This window comes from Chryseobacterium sp., assembly GCF_019236175.1.
Lineage (GTDB): Bacteria > Bacteroidota > Bacteroidia > Flavobacteriales > Weeksellaceae > Chryseobacterium.
On the sequence record NZ_JAFAJM010000001.1, the window covers coordinates 17,873 to 36,436 of the forward strand.

Here is an 18,564-nt window from a genome sequence, read left to right on the forward strand (position 1 = left end):
AAAATCTATTTTAGTCTGCTCTTGTAGCACTGATTACCAAAGCTGCAACACCGGCTGCTCCGATAATAGTAGCCCCTGTTGCTATTCTTGCTTTCGATCTGTCTTTTACGGAAGCTACCTTTGCTTTAGGAATAATTACTTCTGTACTGTCTTTTTTACCTGCTGTCCCCACAAGGTTGTCTCCCACGATGTTTCTGAATAACATTTTTTGTCTCGGAGAGCCATCTCTCATTTTAACAACATATATTTTTCCGGCTTCCAGATTAGAATAGTTGTTTTTGGAAACATCCTCGCTGTATTTTGTTGTAGCGCAAGATGAAATAACGAATAGAGAGGTTAATAAAGAAGATTTTAACAGTACAGATGCTTTCATTGTTTCAGTTTAATTTTTCAAATTTATAATTTTTTTCGAATATACGTTTTTGGAATTGAAAAAATATCTTTAAAGTTTGTAAATTTCTAATAAATCAGCAATATTTCTGTCATTCGCTAATCTTGGTGTCTTATTCTGGCCACCCAGCTTTCCCTGAGATTTGGCATATTCATGAAAAGCATTTTTTTTAAGCGGTGTGACGTGCAGTTTTTGTAAAATATTTCCTGAAATCAGATCGTCATAATAAGTGTTTCTGTGTCTAAGCTGAAGATCCAGTTCGTTGATGAATGCTTCCGGATCTGCAGGTGCTTTTTCAAATTCAATCAGCCATTCGTGGTAAGGAAGTCCTTCTTCGGGATTTACCTGCGGAGCCAGATGAAACTCCGTGATCTGTGCAGGATATTTTTCTAAAGTAGCCTTCATGGCCTCTTCAACTTCAAAAGCAATGACATGTTCTCCAAAAGCTGAGGTAAAATGTTTTGTTCTTCCGCTTACCACTAGCCTATAAGGGGTTTTGTCTATAAATCGGACGACATCCCCTATGGAATATGCCCACAACCCTGAATTGGTGGTGAGAATCAAAGCATAGTCTTTTCCAAGTTCAATCTCTTGTAAAGTTAATCTTCTGGCTCCGGGCTTCCCATATTCCTCTAACGGAATAAACTCATAAAATATTCCATGGTTTGTTAATAATAAAAGACCCTCTTTTGTATAATCATCCTGAAAAGCAAAAAAACCTTCGGAAGCAGGAAAAGTCTGAATAATGTCTACTTGGCCACCCAGCAGATCTTCCATCTTATCACGGTAAGGTTCATAATTGACTCCTCCTGTGACGATAAGCTGCAAATTAGGAAATAATTTCTTGATTTTTTTACCGTGCCTTTCTGTTAGTTTTTCAAAATACATAATCAGCCACGGAGGAATACCTGAAATCAGAGTCATGTTTTCATGCTCTGTTTCCTCGATGATCCTGTCTACTTTGGCTTCCCAGTCTTCCATAATATTGGTTTCCCAGCTTGGTAAACGGTTCTTTTGAAGATAACCCGGAATATGGTGGGCGACAATACCGGATAATCTTCCGGTTTTGATACCAAAAACTTCTTCGAGTTCGGGACTTCCCTGTAGAAAAATCATTTTTCCATTAACAAAATCAGCATTGTTCTTTTGAGCAATATAATGAAAAAGAGCAGTCTGTGCGCCGGCAATCTGAAAAGGCATTCCTTCCCTGGAAATGGGAATATACTTGGATCCTGAAGTAGTTCCTGAAGTTTTAGCAAAATATTCGGGAGTATCTGTCCAGAGAATATTGGCCTGTCCTTTTTTTACCCGTTCAATATAGGGTTTAAGATCTTCGTAGTCTGCAACAGGTACCCTGTCCTGAAAATCTTTTACAGAACGGATATTTTCAAAATCGTGCTCCCGTCCAAAAAGTGTTTTTTTGGCGGTAGTGATAAGAGAAATTAATAGATCTTCCTGATTTTTCTCCGGATTTTTTTTGAATTCCTCTGCTTTTTGGACATGTTTTTTTGCCCAGATCAGTGCTGCATTTTTCTTGAAGAAGTTTAACATGCTTCAAATTTATAAATAAGTACAGAATCTGGAATCATTTTTATGAAGCTTGACATAAAAAAACCAATGAAACTGTTTCATTGGTTTTAAAGAATTTGATTTTAAAAGCAACAACATTTGCTTAGTAATTCTTATTGAGTCGCAGCTTTCTGATCAGTCATTCTTTTTTTTAACAGCATACTTCGTTTTAGATTCCGGAACTTTAGTCGTTTTAGAAGGCGCTGTTGTTGAGCTATTACAGGTCTTCACGTTGGAACTAACAGCATGCTGTCGATAATTTTTTATAGGTAATTTATCTTTTTTTATTGTCTTATAAAGTTATAGAAAAACCAGGCTGGAAATCAGATCTTTTAAAACTTAACTAAAGTTTATTATAGTTTAAAAAAAAATTAAAAGTATTGTTTTATAGCATGTTATGTGTCAATAAAAAGCCGATGAAACAAGTTCATCGGCATCTCGAAATTTGATTATGAAAATAACAACTATATGTTAATGTTATGCTTATTTGTTTTCTTTATATCTTTTGTCCGGAGTTCCGTCTTTTTTCAGATGTTTATTGTCTTTAAACCTTTTATCCGGAGTTCCGTCTTTTTTCATTTTTGCAGCAGGCTGAGCAGTAGCAGGCTTTGCTGTTTTTACTTCGGCTGTTTTTGCCATTTTTGCTGGTTTAGCCGCTTTAGCTTCTGTAGCTTTAGTAGCCTTCATTGCAGTTTTTACAGGCGGATGTGCTGTACTTGTAGCGGGAGCAGTCTGCTGAGCAGTGGCAAGTCCTAATCCTAAAATCAGTGACATTGCAGATAATAATTTTTTCATAAGAATTACTGTTATTTTGTTTGAATAAAGATATGCAAAAACCAGGCTAAAAAATTGATCTTTTTAAACTTAACTAAAGTTTATTACAGCTTAAAAAAAAATTAAAGCGTTTTAACAAGAAAGAATAAAGCCTGCATTCAAAAAGTGAATGCAGGCTTTATTATATATTAAAACTTATGGATCTAACGGGTGCAATTGGCTGTCCACGTTTTTCCATCCTTAAGGAATAGAATTTTTAATTGGCTGTTGTCAATTCTTATATAAGAAGTTGCTGTAGAGCCAATCATTACCAGGGTATGGTCTCCTTTTTGTTCAAACTCTACCCCGTTGAGGTCGGGAATATCGTTTGAGAATGCAAAATTATACTTGGTGCCGCTGGCAATCTTTGTTACGAAAACGCTTCCGTTATCTGTACTGATATTGGTTCCGCTTCCGTTATTATAAGATACACTTCCTTTATAGGTTCCGGCAAAGAAGTCATTATTAGTAGGGTCGTCATCTCTGCTGCACGACGAAAAAGATAATGCTGTAGCTACTAACAGCATTAAGACTCCTAAAATTTTAATTGCTTTTTTCATAATATTATTCTTTTAGTGTTTGGTGGGGTGAAAATCCCAAAGACTATGCCATGTGCACATATTATGTTTTTTTTAACAGGGAATTAGAAAAATTAGTAGAATTTAAGATTCTAAGAAGGTAAGTGCTTCATTTTTATCTGAATCCTGATGTTCCCTTATACTGAAAAAGAAAATATCATTACCTTTGTATAGCTTTAAACGGTTTCGGAAAACTCCCGAAATCGCTTTTCTCGTTTATACCATTACTATTTATGCAGTTAAAATCCATTAATGAGAAGTTTCTTCCCGATCTGTTGCAAAAAGAATTCGGGAAAGAGATTTTTACGTGTTTAGAGAACAATCAGCATATTGCCGTGAAAGGAAGTGCTGGGTCTTCAGTGGCTGTTTTTGTGGCCGAACTTTTTTTGGTTCAAAAGAAAACAATTCTTTATCTGGTAGATGATAAAGAAGATGCGCTGTATACCAATACTGAAATGGAAGATTTGCTTGGAAAAGAAAAAGTATTGTATTTTCCGGCAACTCACCTTGAACCCTATCAGGTGGAAAAAACCCAGAATGCCAATCTGGTGCTGAGAACTGAGGTTTTAAATAAAATAAACTCAGGAAGATCTCCTAAAGTGATTGTTGCCTACGCAGGAGCACTTTCTGAAAAAGTACTTAAAAAAGAAGATTTTAAAGCAATTTCTCATCATATAAAGGTGGGAGATCAGCTGGATTTCGATTTTGTAGATGAGCTGCTTAATCATTATCATTTTCAGCAGGCCGACTTTGTTTCTGAGCCGGGAGAGTTTTCGGTAAGAGGAGGTATTGTGGATGTGTTTTCCTATTCTTATGAAAAGCCTTACAGGATAACATTCTTTGGAAATGAAGTGGAAAGCATTAAAACTTTTGATATAGAATCACAGCTTTCCGTAGATAAGGTGAAAGAATTTCAACTGGTTTCCAATATGAATTTTTCAGTGACAGGAAGCAGAGTTTCTTTGCTGCAGCTATTGCCGAAGGAAAGCTATATCATCTCCAGAAATGGAATGATAGGAATGCAGAAGATCAAAACTTTCTATGAAAAAGCTCTTGAAAAATATGACACTTTAAGTAAAGATATTGCCCACCGTACACCACAGGAGCTTTTTATTTCAGATCAGGAGTTTTTATTTGATTATAAAAAATTTAATACTGTTGATTTTGCGGGATCTGTCATTGAAGGATTGAAAGATGTTTGCGAAGTTAGAATGGAACAGCTCCCGCAACCGTCTTTTCATAAAAATTTTGAACTGCTGATTGAAGATCTTGAAGAAAAACAAAATGAAGGATTTGATACATGGATTTCTTTTTCAACGGAAAAACAGAAGGAAAGACTGGAGTCTATTTTTGAAGAGCTGGAACATGAGCTTCCGTTTAAGAGTTTTAAGTCCGAATTACATGAAGGCTTTGTTGACAACGGCCATAAATTATTAGTTTATACAGATCATCAGATTTTTGATCGTTACCAGCGATATAAAGCTAAAAATACTTTTGCCAAATCCGAACAGCTTACTTTGAAAGATCTGATGTCTCTGAAGATTGGAGATTATATCGCCCATATTGATCATGGGATTGGAAAGTTTATGGGACTGGTGAAGGTAAACAATGATGGTAAGATTCAGGAATGCTTTAAACTTACTTATAAAAACGGAGATCTATTATATGTGAGTATTCATTCCCTGCATAAGATTTCAAAATATAATGGTCCTGACGGAAGAGAGGTTGTACTCAGTAAGCTAGGTTCACCAGCCTGGAAATCTTTAAAACAAAAAACAAAAGCGAAAGTAAAACAGATTGCTTTCGATCTTATTAAACTCTATGCGCAGAGGAAAACAGCCAAAGGTTTTGCATACACTCCGGATTCTTACCTGCAGAATGAGCTGGAGGCGAGCTTTATTTATGAAGATACTCCGGATCAGGAAAAAGCAACGGTAGATGTGAAGAGGGATATGGAAGCTGATACGGTAATGGACAGGCTGGTGTGTGGAGATGTAGGTTTCGGAAAAACGGAGGTGGCAATTCGTGCTGCATTCAAAGCGGCTACGGATGGTAAGCAGGTAGCTGTACTGGTTCCGACTACAATTCTTGCCTTCCAGCATTATAGAAGTTTCAAAGAAAGATTAAAAGATTTCCCTGTTAATGTCGCTTATGTAAACCGCTTCAGAACCGCAAAACAGAAATCTGAAACACTGGATGCTCTAAAGAACGGGAAAGTAGATATTATTATAGGAACGCATCAGCTGGTAAGCAGTTCTGTCAAATTCAAAGATTTAGGGTTGCTGATTATTGATGAAGAACATAAGTTTGGCGTTTCCGTAAAAGATAAGCTTAAAACATTGAAAAATAATGTGGATACGCTTACTCTTACAGCTACACCCATTCCGAGAACACTGCAGTTTTCTCTGATGGCGGCAAGGGATTTATCGGTAATTAAGACACCCCCTCCGAACAGACAACCTGTAGATACCCAGCTGATAGGCTTTAATGAAGAAATCCTTCGCGATGCTGTTTCGTATGAGCTTCAAAGAGACGGACAGGTCTATTTTATCAACAACAGAATTGAAAATCTTAAAGATATTGCAGGGCTTATTCAGAGGCTCGTTCCTGATGCAAGAGTGATTACAGGACATGGCCAGATGGATGGGAAGCAGCTCGAGAAAAATGTCCTTGATTTTATGGAAGGGAAATATGACGTCCTGGTTTCTACGACCATTGTGGAAAGTGGAGTGGATGTTCCTAATGCCAATACGATTTTTATCAATGATGCACAAAGATTCGGAATGGCAGATCTGCATCAGATGCGAGGAAGGGTAGGACGGAGCAACAGGAAGGCATTCTGTTATCTGATCACTCCACCTTATGATATGATGACTTCCGATGCCAGAAAACGTCTGGAAGCCATTGAACAGTTTTCAGACTTAGGAAGTGGTTTCCAGATTGCTATGAAGGATCTTGAAATCCGTGGAGCCGGAGATTTACTGGGAGCAGAACAAAGCGGATTTATTAATGAAATGGGATTTGAAACGTATCAGAAATTAATGCAGGAAGCCTTGGAAGAATTAAAAGATGACGCAGATTTTGAAAATCTGTTTGAAAATGAAGAGGATCGGAATAAACTGTTCAAATCTGTAAAAGATGTCAATATCGATACAGATCTTGAACTGATGCTGCCTGATTTTTATATTTCCAATACGGAAGAAAGGTTATTGCTGTATCAGAAAATTGCTGAAATCGATAATGAAAAAGATCTCCAGAAATTTGAACTTGAACTGATAGATCGTTTCGGAGCTCTTCCTAAAGAGGCGGTGAACTTATTGAAAAGTGTATCTTTAAAATGGCTTGCTGCGGATATAGGGTTTGAAAAAATTGTTATGAAAAACGGTGTCTTTTTAGGTTATTTTCCGGGTAATCCTCAGGATAAATTTTATCAGACCGACCGATTCAGGCATATCATTAATTACTTAACCAGAAATCCGGCAGAAGCTCAGCTTAAGGAGAAAACCGGTAAAGAAGGAAATCAGCTGATGATGAGAAAAGAAAAAGTGAAAAATGTAGATGAAGTGAATATTCTTTTAAAAGCTATTATTGAACATAATTAACGCTTGTTTTTTATAAATAGTATTATTTTCTACAAAACATGAAAAAACATATAAAAAGTTAAGTTTTTATATGTTTTTTTGTGATTATTATCATGTTTTTGTTGCGGAATATTCATGGATGTGAGAATTAACGTGATTTTGAGGACGTTAATATCACTTTTTATTGATAAAAAAACATTCACTAATCCTTGGACTGATAAGGGTTTGTGATTTTTTTTTTCCTTGTTAAAATATAAAAAAAAGTGTTTTGTAGAAATAATTCTACTTTTGTGTGGGAATAATTCTATGCTGTAATGCGTTTATTTCTATAGGATTATGAGGGGATAACTGGAATTTTTATGATTCTTAATTTGTACATTTGCAGTCCTTATTATGAAAAAAATTATTTATTGCTGCGTCATCGGATTGCTTTCATTCCATGTTAGCGCACAGGTGGGTATCGGGACTGCTAAGCCTAAGTCTACTCTCGATGTCAACGGGAAAACCACCTTACGAAAAGAACTTAGGGTAGGAGGTACTTCAACTCTGGCAGGAGATGCCGGATTGAACGGCCAGGTTTTGGTTTCTCAGGGTGAGGGTAAACCTCCCGTTTGGAAATCATTGAACGTTTCCTTTATGGAAGAGGGACAGTACAAATTAATCAATTCGTATTTGTCGTCGGATCAGGTAGGCATTTCAACCCTTTCTAATGGGGTTGCCGGAGATAATGTTTACAAAAACAGTGTCGGAGATAATATTACCGATATCTCTAAAGGGAAATGGACTAAAATTACAGGTCTTGCCAATAATTTTGCGATTAAGAACGGAAAAAACAGGCTTACGTATCAATTCCAGACCGGCGTTGAAATGAAAGCTCCTGCGGCTACCACTTCGGAAAGTGTAAGATTTGCCTGTGGAGTATTCAGAAACGGAACCCTTGTAGCTGTTCGCCCTGATAGAATCGCTTCTAATAATAATTCTGAAAAATCAGGACTACAGGATTATATTTTCACCCTTAGCTATACAGAATTGAATGTTCCCGTGGGCACTCATACCATTGAGATTGCCTGCAGAAAAATTGACACTTCAAATGCTGGGTCTCAGTTTACAATAGGACGTAATGTACAGGATGCAAACGGTGCATCGAATGCATTTACTCTGGAATCTACCATGAAAATAGATGTTATTGAGTTTGTAACCTATAAAACCAACTAATGATGAAAAAACTATTATCGACCTTATTTCTTGCGTCGGGGCTTTTGTTATCGGCTCAGGTGGGAATCAATACCGATACTCCGAAAGCAAAACTTGATGTTAACGGAGATCTTAACCTCAGAAATAAAATTGCAGTGTTTGATGCCACTGATAATTCTTTATCTCAGGGAAATAACGACCAGCTGTTGGTTTCTCAGGGACTGGGATACACTCCTACCTGGAAGACACTTCGTATTCCTGAATATGAACCCAACAAATTTTACCTGATTTTTAATAACTCGTTCTCAGATAAAACCGGAATCAGATTTACTACAGCAGAACAGGCTTCTATACCGGTAACTTCAAGAGGGAGTGTTTTCTCTAAAGGAGCAGATGTAAGTACTCTGAACGGATTTAAGAAAATTCCGGGATTGTCACAGACCATCAGTGTATTCAGTACAGAGAGTAAGGCCTACTTCCAGTTTGAGACAGTGGTGCAGGCTGATTTTGTGGCGAATGGCTCACCGGATACTTCCATAGATTATGCATGTGGGATATTTGTAGATGATAAACTGGTGAATTTAAGACAGAGAAACTTAAAAGCAATCAATACTTCTTATCCGTTTATTACCCATACTCAGATTGGAATTGTAGAAAATCTTTCCAAGGGGAATCATACCGTAAGTGTAGCCTGCTCAAGACTGGCTTCTTATGGAGCAACCGGGAGAACACTGACGATTGGAACCAATGTGTATACCAATATCAACGATTTTATCGCACAATCATCCCTTAAAGTGGATGTATATGAAGTTCCACAGGTATTTAACCCGATTATAAACTAAACCAGATTATGAAAAAAATATTCTTTATACCATTACTATTGCTGGTGGCTTTTATGAACGCTCAAGTGGGTATCAATACTCCTTCTCCAACGAATATGCTGGATGTAAACGGAGATCTTGATGTACGAAAAGAGCTGAGAACAGGAGGTACAGACTTATTGAAAGGTTCTGCAGGGAATGCGGGCGATATTTTTCATAATAATTCGGAAATGATCGCAAATGACTGGAAAAGTATTAAAATTGCAGACGGACAGGGAAGTATGTCTCTGTTTTCGATAAATACTGTTGCCGACCAGACCGGAGTGACTTTTGTTGCCCCAAACGGAGCAACAGACCCTTATTATGACGGAGATGCCTTAACGGGTAACTGGACTGTTCTTCCCAGCGCAACGGATACCTTTTCCGTAACTAACGCGACGAATAAAGTTACATTTTCTTTCCAGACCACTGTTCAGAAAACAGGAGCCAACTCGGCAAGTTTCGCTTGCGGCGTTTTTGTAGATGATAAACTTAAAGCCGTAAGAACTGATGTTTTATTAGGAGAAACCGGAGCTTATAAGATTTTTAACCTTAATGCCACTCTAGCAAATCTTACCCCCAAAAATAAATATTCTGTTAAGGTAGCCTGTATAAAAAGAGCTTTGAATAATACCACCGTTGGGATTGGAAGAGCTGTTGATACAACATATTTAAATGGTGATATGTCTCAGTCGGTACTTACAACATCGGTACTGCAGCCTTATTAATTTCGTAATAAATATAATAAAGGAGAATCTAAAAACGTTATGTTTTTAGATTTTTTTTCGTTATATCCTTTATTTGTTGTGAATTTATACAAATAAAGTGCGCGATGTTATTAAAAATTAAATTATATTTGGCGTGCAAAACTATTTCTATGGTAAAAAACTATTTCCTTAAAATGTTTGCCGGTGCAGCTCTTTTAGGTCTGCTGGCTTCATGTAATACAACAAATGATCCTACGGAATCTATCCCCAATCCTGATGCAGGGCCTGCGCCAAAGAAAGTCCTTGATAAAATCAATATGAACGGTACTTCTCAGGAACAGTATGTTACCTCCACGACAGGTGTGCTGGAACAGGCCATCTATAAAGATGAAAATACCAGTGCTTACTATATAGGAACGGTAACTTATAATACGAACAAAGCGATCACGAAAATTAACTTTGTCAGCCAGACACCGGGCAGTATGGCCTATCAGTTTGATATGACTCCGGATATTAACGGAAGAATTTACAATGCTTCCTGTACGGCAACGGGCACTACCAATGGAACGTCCTATATAAGTGATTACGCTTTTACTTATGATCTGACAGGTAAACTTACCAAAATTCTTGAAAAAAGAAAAGCCGGTGGAATCTCTGCTTACAATGTGTTTATAGAAAATGTTTTATCCTATTCAGGAAATAATATTTCCAAGGTAGTCAGTTCTAAAGGAATTTTAGATATAAACGGAGACCCTGAGATGGGTACAGCTGTTCAGACCATGTATAGTTTTCAAAACTATGATTCCTACAAGAGCCCGTTCTCTACACTTCCTAAAACATTTTTTATCATAAGAAGTATCATGAATCCGGTGAACTTTTACAGAGTCTCTCCGAATAATCCTACCTCAACGTATATTCAGCCACCATCTCCCGCTCCGGCTGTTAATACCATTCAGAGCTATAATTATGATAATGAGGGGTATCCGATAGCGGAGAAGAACCAAAAACTGACCTATACTTACAAAACGCTGTAATAGGGAATTATTAATCTTATTGAAATCTAAATAATATAATTTTATATAAAAAAATTATATTTGTGAAAAAAATAATCAATTATCAGGAAATGAAACAATTTTTCTATTTTATTTTATTAATAGCAGGCTTTTCCTCAATACATTCCTGCAAGAATTTAGTGGATGAAGAGGGAAATCCATTATTAGATCTGAATAATACAGGCGGCTTATCCGGGCCAAGAGCATTATACAGAGAAATTACGGATAAAGATACATTAGCAGAATATCGTTACAGCGGACTTCTTGTGAACACGGTAATTACAGACAGTGCTTCGGTTACCAATATTATGTATAGCGGAGATAAAATAAGCCAGATTACTTTTAACGGCTTTTTAGATCTTGACGGAAACGGAAAATTAGATAAAGACAGTGTTTCTTTTACAAGACTTCTTACCTATGCCAATAACGGAAAGTTGGAAACTATTTCTGAAAACCGTTCTGTTTTCAGAAGACCTCCGCCGATACCACCGGCGACTGCACCTGGCCCGCAAACTCTTTTAAGAAAATCAAAGTCACTTTATAATATTAAATTCAACGCAGCTACTGCAAAACTGGATTCTATTATCATGAGAACCGGTCCGGATGTGACAGGAACTCCATTCGCTTATACTGATTTCTCAAGAACAGGATATAGCTATTTTGGAGATAACGTTTCCAAAGTGGTAAGACATTACGGTCCGATGGCAGGAGGTTTATATGGAGCTGTTGTAACAAAATACAGCTATGAATATTATGCTTATGATAATGAAGTAAGCCCGTTCACATTATTGCCAACAGCCTATAAAATTTCAAGACTTTTAAATACTGATATTAACGATAAAGAAAGTCTTATTTTATCTCCGAACAACCCTAAACGATGGTCGTTTACAGATCTTGGAGTTCCCGTTCCTGTCCCTGTTGTGAAGAGTACAAATTATGTTTATGATCCACAGACTTATATGACAAAGGGATATGGAGTAAACTATATTTATAAACCTCAGTAAGAAAATTTTAAATAATATGTAAACTCAACCTTCCTAAGGTTGAGTTTTTTATTTTTTATCCCTTAATTTTGCAAAAAATTTCTGATGAAATATTTAATAGTCGGGCTAGGTAATAAAGGCCCTGAATACGAGAATACACGCCATAATATAGGATTTAAAGTTGCAGAAAAAATTGCAGAAACACTTGATACTTCGTTTAATACAGCCAATTTTGGATGGATGGCGGAAGGAAAACATAAAGGAAGAAAAGTTTTTGTACTGAAACCGGATACCTATATGAATCTTTCCGGTAATGCAGTAAGATACTGGATGCAGAAAGAAAATATTCCTTTAGAGAATGTATTGATCATTACCGATGATCTGGCTCTTCCTTTCGGAACATTGAGAATGAAAGGTAAAGGTTCCGATGCAGGGCATAATGGTCTTAAAAATATTAATGAAGTATTGCAGACTCAAAATTATACAAGACTGCGTTTCGGAATTTCTGCTGATTTTGCAGCGGGAAGACAGGTTGATTATGTTCTCGGAACATGGAATGAAGAAGAGTCAGAAAAACTGACTGAAAGAATTGAAACATTTACCAAAGCGAGTCTTTCTTTCGTTTTTGCAGGACTGAATAATACCATGTCTGCATTCAACGGAAAATAAAATGATGGTATAATATAGAAATGCCATCGAACTCCGATGGCATTTCTTATAACGTTTTAATTGATTTTTACGCGTTGATTCTTATAACCAGCTTACTGCTCCCGTTTCAACATCATAGTTTGCACCAACAATTTTAATTTTACCTTCACTTTCAAGGTTTCTCAATGTTGAACTTTGTTTGCGGATATCTTCAATAGCATGTTTTACATTCTGCTGATTAAGTCTTTCCAAAAGTGAGCTGTTCTTTGATGAACGCTCTTCATTTTCTTCAATCACCTCATTGATGATCGGGTTAAAATGATTGATCAGGTGGTTTAGGTTATCCATTCCCATCCCTTCAATTTGAGCGGCATCAAGACCTCCTTTTAATGCTCCGCATTTGGTATGTCCTAAAACCACGATAAGTTTGGAACCGGCAACATTACATCCGAATTCCATGGAACCCAGAATATCCTGATTCACAAAATTACCTGCGATTCTGATACTGAAAACATCACCCAATCCCTGGTCAAAGATAAGTTCTGCAGAAGTACGGCTGTCTATACAGCTTAAAACTACAGCAAAAGGCCATTGTCCCTCACGGGTAGCATTTACCTGTTCCAGAAGATCTCTGTTGGCTTTTAGGTTGTTGACAAATCTCTGATTGCCTTCTTTTAAAAATTCTAATGCTTTTTCAGGAGTAATTGTTGATTGAGTTTCGTATGTATGTGCTTTCATATGATTTTAATTGTTTTCGAATTTAAAGTTAAAAAAATTATTGATAATAAAGAGCTTACATTGCTCTTTTATGAGTGACCAGAATATGGGAATCTTCGCTTCTTGCATATTCTCTGTATGAGGTTTTAAAGCCCAGCAGTTCTACATTGATATCCGCTTCTTTCGCATGAATATTGGCAAAATCCTGGATCATTTCCAGTACATCGGTAGCAATATAAGACGTATTTGTTGCATCAATGGTGACTGTAGAGTTGGGTTTTATGTTTTTAAGTGTTTTTTTGATAGCCGCCTTATTTAAAAAGGAAACCTCCTCGGCCAGCTTGATGGTAATCCCATCTGCATCATTCAGTTTTTCTCTGCTTAAATAATAGGCTCTCTTCATATTTCCCTGAAGGATATAGAAAACAGAGATGGCCAGACCAATTCCAACGCCTTTTAACAAATCTGTTGCGACAACAGCGACAACAGTTGCTACAAAAGGAATAAACTGGAATTTTCCTAAATGCCAGAAATGTTTGAAAGTGGCTGGCTTTGCCAGCTTATATCCTACTAAAATTAATACCGCAGCCAATGTAGCCAAAGGAATTAAATTGAGTACAACCGGAATGGATAGGACACAGATCAGTAAGAAAATACCATGAATAATAGTGGATGCTTTAGAAGTTGCTCCTGCATTCGCATTAGCAGAACTTCTTACTACCACAGAAGTCATGGGAAGTCCACCGATGAATGAGCTGATCAGGTTTCCGATTCCCTGAGCTTTAAGTTCAAGATTGGTGTCTGTAATTCTTCTCTGTCTGTCCAACCGGTCTGATGCTTCGATGCAAAGCAGGGTTTCAATAGAGGCTACGATAGCTATCGTAGCTCCTACAATCCATACTTTAGGATTGGTAAAACCATTGAAATCAGGAGTGGTGATCAGGTTTTTAAAATCATCAAAAGATTTAGGAACCGGTAAGGAGACCAGATGCTGAGTTTCAATTGCAAGGGAACTTCCGCTCATTTTAAATAACTGATTTAGAATTATACTTACAATAACTGCAACCAGGGCTCCGGGAAGCATTTTCATTCTTTTCAGTACGTGTACCCTGTCCCATGCTATAAGAACAGCTACCGAAACTAAAGTAATAATAATAGCTCCGGGATGTATAGCACCGAATAATTCCGTGAAATATCCGAAGTTTAATCCGTTGTCAAAAACAGATTCATGCCCTTCGTAATCTTTATCGAATCCTAAAGCATGCGGAATTTGTTTTAAAATAATGATAATTCCGATGGCGGCAAGCATTCCTTCAATGACGTTGTTGGGAAAGTAATTGGAAATACTTCCTGCTCTTACAAATCCCAAAATCAATTGTATAAGCCCGGCAATGATTCCTGCGCAAAGAAATAGTTCAAAAGCACCAAGATCTGTTATCGCAGTTAAAACAATGGCGGTTAAGCCTGCAGCAGGTCCTGAGACTGAAATATTCGAATTACTAAGGAATCCTACCACAAGGCCACCTACAATTCCCGAAATAATTCCGGATAATGGGGGGGCACCTGAAGCTAAAGCAATTCCTAAACAGAGTGGAAGGGCCACTAAAAATACCACGAGTCCTGAAGGGATGTTCTCCTTGATCCCTCCTATTAATGATTTGTTTTTCATGATGTGAAGCTGTGAGGTATAACCGGAAAGTATACAGGTAAATACATGTAGACAAGCCGACTATAAAAGTTTTTAATTTTTAATTTTTTATAATACGTGTGTATCCGGTATCCCAAAATAACAGGGGATAGGTATCAAAAAAATCTAACTATAAAAACTAGGCTTCGGGAGGCGGAGAAAATATACTAAGTAAAGGTGACAGATGAAAAGAATCATCGATCAGCACAAAAGACATCGCCTGAGAATCAGGTTCGGAAAACTTCAGATAATCGAATACATCTAAAGTTTTTGGAAGTGTCTTTTCGTAAACAATAAAAGAGGTAGGGTGAGAATGAGGTTCTTCTTCATTGATGATTGTATTGGTTCTCAGAATATCCCAGCCTGCTACCGCAGCAATGCTTGGCAGCGCTGTAAAATTCAGAAAAATCGTCAATACAATAATACTCCAGAATTTCATGTTACATTCTTTTTTTTGAAAAACTATTTTGTCTTTCTGCTCATCACCCAATCGGAACTTGTAAGATTGTAGATTTTCTGAATGTCTTTTAAAGCTTTCTCAAAATCGATTTCCAAATCAATAATCTTACCGGTTCTAAGGTCAAATACCCAGCCGTGAACAATAGGATACTCTTCTAACAGGTATCTTTCCTGTACACAGGCCATTTTGATTACGTTGATACATTGCTCCTGAACATTCAGTTCCACAAGCCTGTCATAACGTTTGTCCTCGTCTGTAATAGAATCAAGCTCAGCCTGGTGTAATCTGTAAACATCACGAATATTTCTCAGCCATGGATTCAATAAACCCAAATCCTGAGGAGTCATCGCAGCTTTTACTCCACCACAGTTATAATGTCCGCAAACAATAATGTGTTTTACTTTCAGATGTTCTACGGCATATTGAATTACTGCTGTGGAACTCATGTCTAAAGTATTAACAACATTAGCAATGTTTCTGTGAACAAAAACCTCTCCCGGTTTTGCTCCCATCAGTTCTTCTGCTGTTGCTCTGCTATCTGAACATCCTATATACAGATAATCAGGAGTCTGAGTTTTAGCTAATTCACTAAAGAAGTTCGGGTCTTCTGCTACTTTTGATTCTACCCATTTTTTGTTGTTTTCGAAAATAACTTCGTACGATTGTGACATAATTTTAAATTTTTAGAGTTTATAATTATTTATTTCGTTTAAATTATTTCCAAAATCAATAGACTAAATCAATAATTGTGCAAAAATATACTTTTTGCTGAAGAATCAACTACTTTTAACAAAGTTTAATATTAAAATATGCTTAAAATCATACCTAAACAGCCGATATACTTTGTTTTAGCGGGTGTGTTTTCAGTCTGATAATCCAAACGTTTAAAAAAAACAATATAAAATTACAAAGTAAAAATTAAAATTGCGGAATTGAAGATTAAAATTTTTTTAAAATTTCTGAATTAAAAAGCTGCCTTCCGGAAAGCAGCTGAATCATAAGTATTATATTTTATTGTTGATATATCCTTCCGTCGCATTGTCCCTGGGGTATATTTTTCCCGGGTTTCCCATGACTACAGAATGAGCAGGCACATCAAAATTAACATAGGCATTAGGCGCAATCAGTACATTGCTTCCTATACTGACGTTTCCTACAATAACAGCATTGGGACCAATCCATACTTCATCATCAATGGTTGGAACCCCTTCATATCTGCCTCGGTTTTGCTGTCCTATGGTAACCCCTTGGGCAATATTGCAGTTTTTTCCGATTTTAGTCTTAGGATTAATGACCAAGGCTCCCCAGTGTCCTAAATACAGTCCTTCTCCGATTTGCGTTTCGGGATAAATCTGGTATCCATATTTGATCTGATAATGTCTTAAAAAAAATCTCCAGAATAATCCCGGGATTGACTTCTTTTTGTACTTCTGAGCTTTTCTGAATACATAGATATAATGGAGATTAGGATTCATACATTTTCTCCAAATTTCAAAAGAAGAAAGCCATTTACCGCTTTCTCTGTAAAAATCTTTCTGTATGGCTGTGTAATCTGGCATAACAAAATGTTTTATACTTCGTCAATGATTTTCTGAAGATGTGCTACTGATTTCTGAAGAACGAAAGGCAGATCGGCACTGGCGATCTCCTTTTCATACGCTGTGGCAAGGTCTTTATGGGTAAGAAATTTCTTCATTCCTTCATAGATCCCGTCTTCTGAATTAGTGGTTATAATACCGAGTTTGCCGTCCTGAAGAAGGTCTTTGATTCCGGAAACATCCGTAGATACTACCGGTTTAGTGAGTAATAAGGCTTCTGCAATAATAGTCGGGAATCCTTCATGTCTGGATGACATGACATAAAAATCAGATTTTTTAAGGTAAGGATAAGGATTGCTCCTGAAACCCAACATTTTTACAGTATTCTGAAGCCCCAGTTGATTAAGTTTGGCCTGAATAGTATCAAAATCAAACCCATCACCGATGATAATGATCTGATGCTTCAGGCCTTCATCCATTAATTTTTTATGAACATCTAAAAGCCTGTCGTAGCCTTTCTGAGGGTATACAGTCCCGATGGTGACGAAGGTGGGCAGATCTTTTGAAAAAGGGTAATCATTAATTTCGGCTTCTGCTTTTTGTAAAGTATCATCCCTGTCAATAGGGTTAAAGATTTTAACAACCGCCTGCTTTTCTTTGTCGTTTTGGGCAAGCTTTTGCATTTCTTCTTTGAGTTTATTAGAAATAACAAGAATTTTATCGAATTTGAAAAACTGCCTGATGACTTCAGGAGTATATTCCTTCAGATTAAAAATATCATTCTGAACCCAGATTATTTTTTTTGAATCTTTCTGCGGACTGGATAATATTTCCCTGTACATCCCATGAATAGCTGCAATTTCTACGTCATATTTTTTGTTTTTTAAAACATGTGTATACAGCAGGGAAGGAAATTTTAAAAATAGTTTCTGATATAGGACCCTGAATATTTTGACAGGAATTTCGTGAGGCTTATTCGTGGTAATCATTTCTCCTTTCAGTAAATAACGAAGTTTTACCCAGGAGGGAACTTCCTGAATATACATTCCTGTATAGAGATTGATCAGTAAGTCTACTTCATATTTGTCTTCCGGAAGGTTTTTGAGAAAGTTGACCAAAACTTTTTCTGCACCTCCGTGACGCAGGGAACCAATTCTGATGAGAATTTTCTTTTTTTCAGACATTTATTTTTTTATAGGTTTATATGTATAAGGGAGGTGTTCTTTAATATAAGCTTCCAGTTTAGGCCTGTCATCCTCCAGTTCTCTTGGATACATGACATTATTCTTTAATGCCTTATCACCGTATTCTTCGATGGTACATACAAATCTTGCAGGAACTCCGGCATATACTGTTCCGTCTGGCATTGAAGTCGTAAGAATAGAACCTGCGCCTAATACACAATTATTTCCCATTTCTACTCCCAGCATAATTATTGTATCAGCACCGATCAGACATTGTTTGCCAATTTTAATTCTTCCGAATGCTCTGACATCTTTATACTTTTCAAAAAAATGCAAGGCATTATATCCTCCGTCATGATTGATGAATCTTACATTGTTTGAAAATGTAGTCTCATCACCTATTTCAATTAAAAAAGGCTCCGTTCCGAATTCGGGAACTTCCACAAAACGAACATTTTTTCCTACCTTTAATCCTTTTGAAATAGCTATTTTGAGATAAATTTGCTGTATTATGTATTGATAGGTCGTATGAATTTTTAAAATAATACGATATATAAATATCATGTGTCTAAATTTGTTTGTACTACAAAGAAAAAGAATTT

18 protein-coding genes are annotated in these 18,564 nt (G+C 36.7%); 7 read left to right on the forward strand and 11 right to left on the reverse strand.

Features of this window, described 5'->3' with window-relative positions; genetic code table 11:
• Positions 1-10 precede the first annotated feature (10 nt).
• The 4 genes from JO178_RS00065 to JO178_RS00080 all read right to left on the reverse strand — a co-directional run bounded on the left by JO178_RS00065 (position 11) and on the right by JO178_RS00080 (position 3,333).
• Positions 11-373: a hypothetical protein gene (locus JO178_RS00065; protein ID WP_291930173.1), complete on the reverse strand. Its 363-nt coding sequence runs from the start codon at positions 371-373 to the stop codon at positions 11-13.
• Positions 374-442: 69 nt separating this feature from the next.
• Positions 443-1,942 (reverse strand): GH3 auxin-responsive promoter family protein, encoded by a 1,500-nt coding sequence (locus JO178_RS00070; RefSeq protein WP_291930175.1) that lies wholly within the window; start codon positions 1,940-1,942, stop codon positions 443-445.
• Between the two features lie 501 nt (positions 1,943-2,443).
• Positions 2,444-2,755 carry a hypothetical protein gene (locus JO178_RS00075; protein ID WP_291930177.1) on the reverse strand — a complete coding sequence of 104 codons (312 nt, stop codon included), beginning with the start codon at positions 2,753-2,755 and terminating at the stop codon, positions 2,444-2,446.
• Positions 2,756-2,937: 182 nt separating this feature from the next.
• The gene (locus JO178_RS00080) at positions 2,938-3,333 is read right to left on the reverse strand and encodes a hypothetical protein (RefSeq protein ID WP_291930179.1); all 396 of its coding nucleotides are present in this window, start codon (positions 3,331-3,333) and stop codon (positions 2,938-2,940) included.
• 251 nt (positions 3,334-3,584) lie between these two features.
• On the opposite strand from JO178_RS00080, the gene mfd reads away from it, so the two are divergent.
• The 7 genes from mfd to pth all read left to right on the forward strand — a co-directional run bounded on the left by mfd (position 3,585) and on the right by pth (position 12,397).
• Complete coding sequence (gene mfd, locus JO178_RS00085; protein WP_291930180.1) at positions 3,585-6,953, forward strand: transcription-repair coupling factor; 3,369 nt, start codon at positions 3,585-3,587, stop codon at positions 6,951-6,953.
• 372 nt (positions 6,954-7,325) lie between these two features.
• Positions 7,326-8,147 (forward strand): hypothetical protein, encoded by an 822-nt coding sequence (locus tag JO178_RS00090; protein ID WP_291930182.1) that lies wholly within the window; start codon positions 7,326-7,328, stop codon positions 8,145-8,147.
• 2 nt (positions 8,148-8,149) lie between these two features.
• Complete coding sequence (locus JO178_RS00095) at positions 8,150-8,968, forward strand: hypothetical protein (protein WP_291930184.1); 819 nt, start codon at positions 8,150-8,152, stop codon at positions 8,966-8,968.
• 8 nt (positions 8,969-8,976) lie between these two features.
• Complete coding sequence (locus JO178_RS00100; RefSeq protein ID WP_291930186.1) at positions 8,977-9,714, forward strand: hypothetical protein; 738 nt, start codon at positions 8,977-8,979, stop codon at positions 9,712-9,714.
• A 149-nt stretch (positions 9,715-9,863) separates the two neighbouring features.
• Positions 9,864-10,727 (forward strand): hypothetical protein, encoded by an 864-nt coding sequence (locus tag JO178_RS00105; RefSeq protein WP_291930188.1) that lies wholly within the window; start codon positions 9,864-9,866, stop codon positions 10,725-10,727.
• A 62-nt stretch (positions 10,728-10,789) separates the two neighbouring features.
• Complete coding sequence (locus JO178_RS00110) at positions 10,790-11,749, forward strand: hypothetical protein (protein ID WP_291930190.1); 960 nt, start codon at positions 10,790-10,792, stop codon at positions 11,747-11,749.
• 84 nt (positions 11,750-11,833) lie between these two features.
• Positions 11,834-12,397: an aminoacyl-tRNA hydrolase gene (gene pth / locus JO178_RS00115; RefSeq protein WP_291930192.1), complete on the forward strand. Its 564-nt coding sequence runs from the start codon at positions 11,834-11,836 to the stop codon at positions 12,395-12,397.
• 81 nt (positions 12,398-12,478) lie between these two features.
• Here pth and JO178_RS00120 read toward each other — a convergent pair whose 3' ends face one another.
• The 7 genes from JO178_RS00120 to JO178_RS00150 form a co-directional block, all read right to left on the reverse strand.
• On the reverse strand, positions 12,479-13,114 hold the full coding sequence (locus JO178_RS00120; protein WP_291930194.1) for a carbonic anhydrase: 636 nt from the start codon (positions 13,112-13,114) through the stop codon (positions 12,479-12,481).
• Between the two features lie 55 nt (positions 13,115-13,169).
• The gene (locus JO178_RS00125; protein WP_291930196.1) at positions 13,170-14,762 is read right to left on the reverse strand and encodes a SulP family inorganic anion transporter; all 1,593 of its coding nucleotides are present in this window, start codon (positions 14,760-14,762) and stop codon (positions 13,170-13,172) included.
• 157 nt (positions 14,763-14,919) lie between these two features.
• Positions 14,920-15,219, reverse strand: coding sequence for a hypothetical protein (locus tag JO178_RS00130; protein ID WP_291930198.1), 300 nt, complete (start codon positions 15,217-15,219; stop codon positions 14,920-14,922).
• Positions 15,220-15,242: 23 nt separating this feature from the next.
• Entirely contained in the window at positions 15,243-15,911 is a 669-nt protein-coding gene (locus tag JO178_RS00135; protein WP_291930200.1) for a carbonic anhydrase, read from the reverse strand.
• A gap of 333 nt (positions 15,912-16,244) precedes the next feature.
• Positions 16,245-16,799, reverse strand: a complete 555-nt coding sequence (locus tag JO178_RS00140) for a serine acetyltransferase (RefSeq protein ID WP_291930202.1) — start codon at positions 16,797-16,799, stop codon at positions 16,245-16,247.
• Between the two features lie 11 nt (positions 16,800-16,810).
• On the reverse strand, positions 16,811-17,962 hold the full coding sequence (locus JO178_RS00145; RefSeq protein WP_291930204.1) for a glycosyltransferase: 1,152 nt from the start codon (positions 17,960-17,962) through the stop codon (positions 16,811-16,813).
• Positions 17,963-18,526: an acyltransferase gene (locus tag JO178_RS00150; RefSeq protein ID WP_291930206.1), complete on the reverse strand. Its 564-nt coding sequence runs from the start codon at positions 18,524-18,526 to the stop codon at positions 17,963-17,965.
• Between the last annotated feature and the right edge of the window lie 38 nt (positions 18,527-18,564).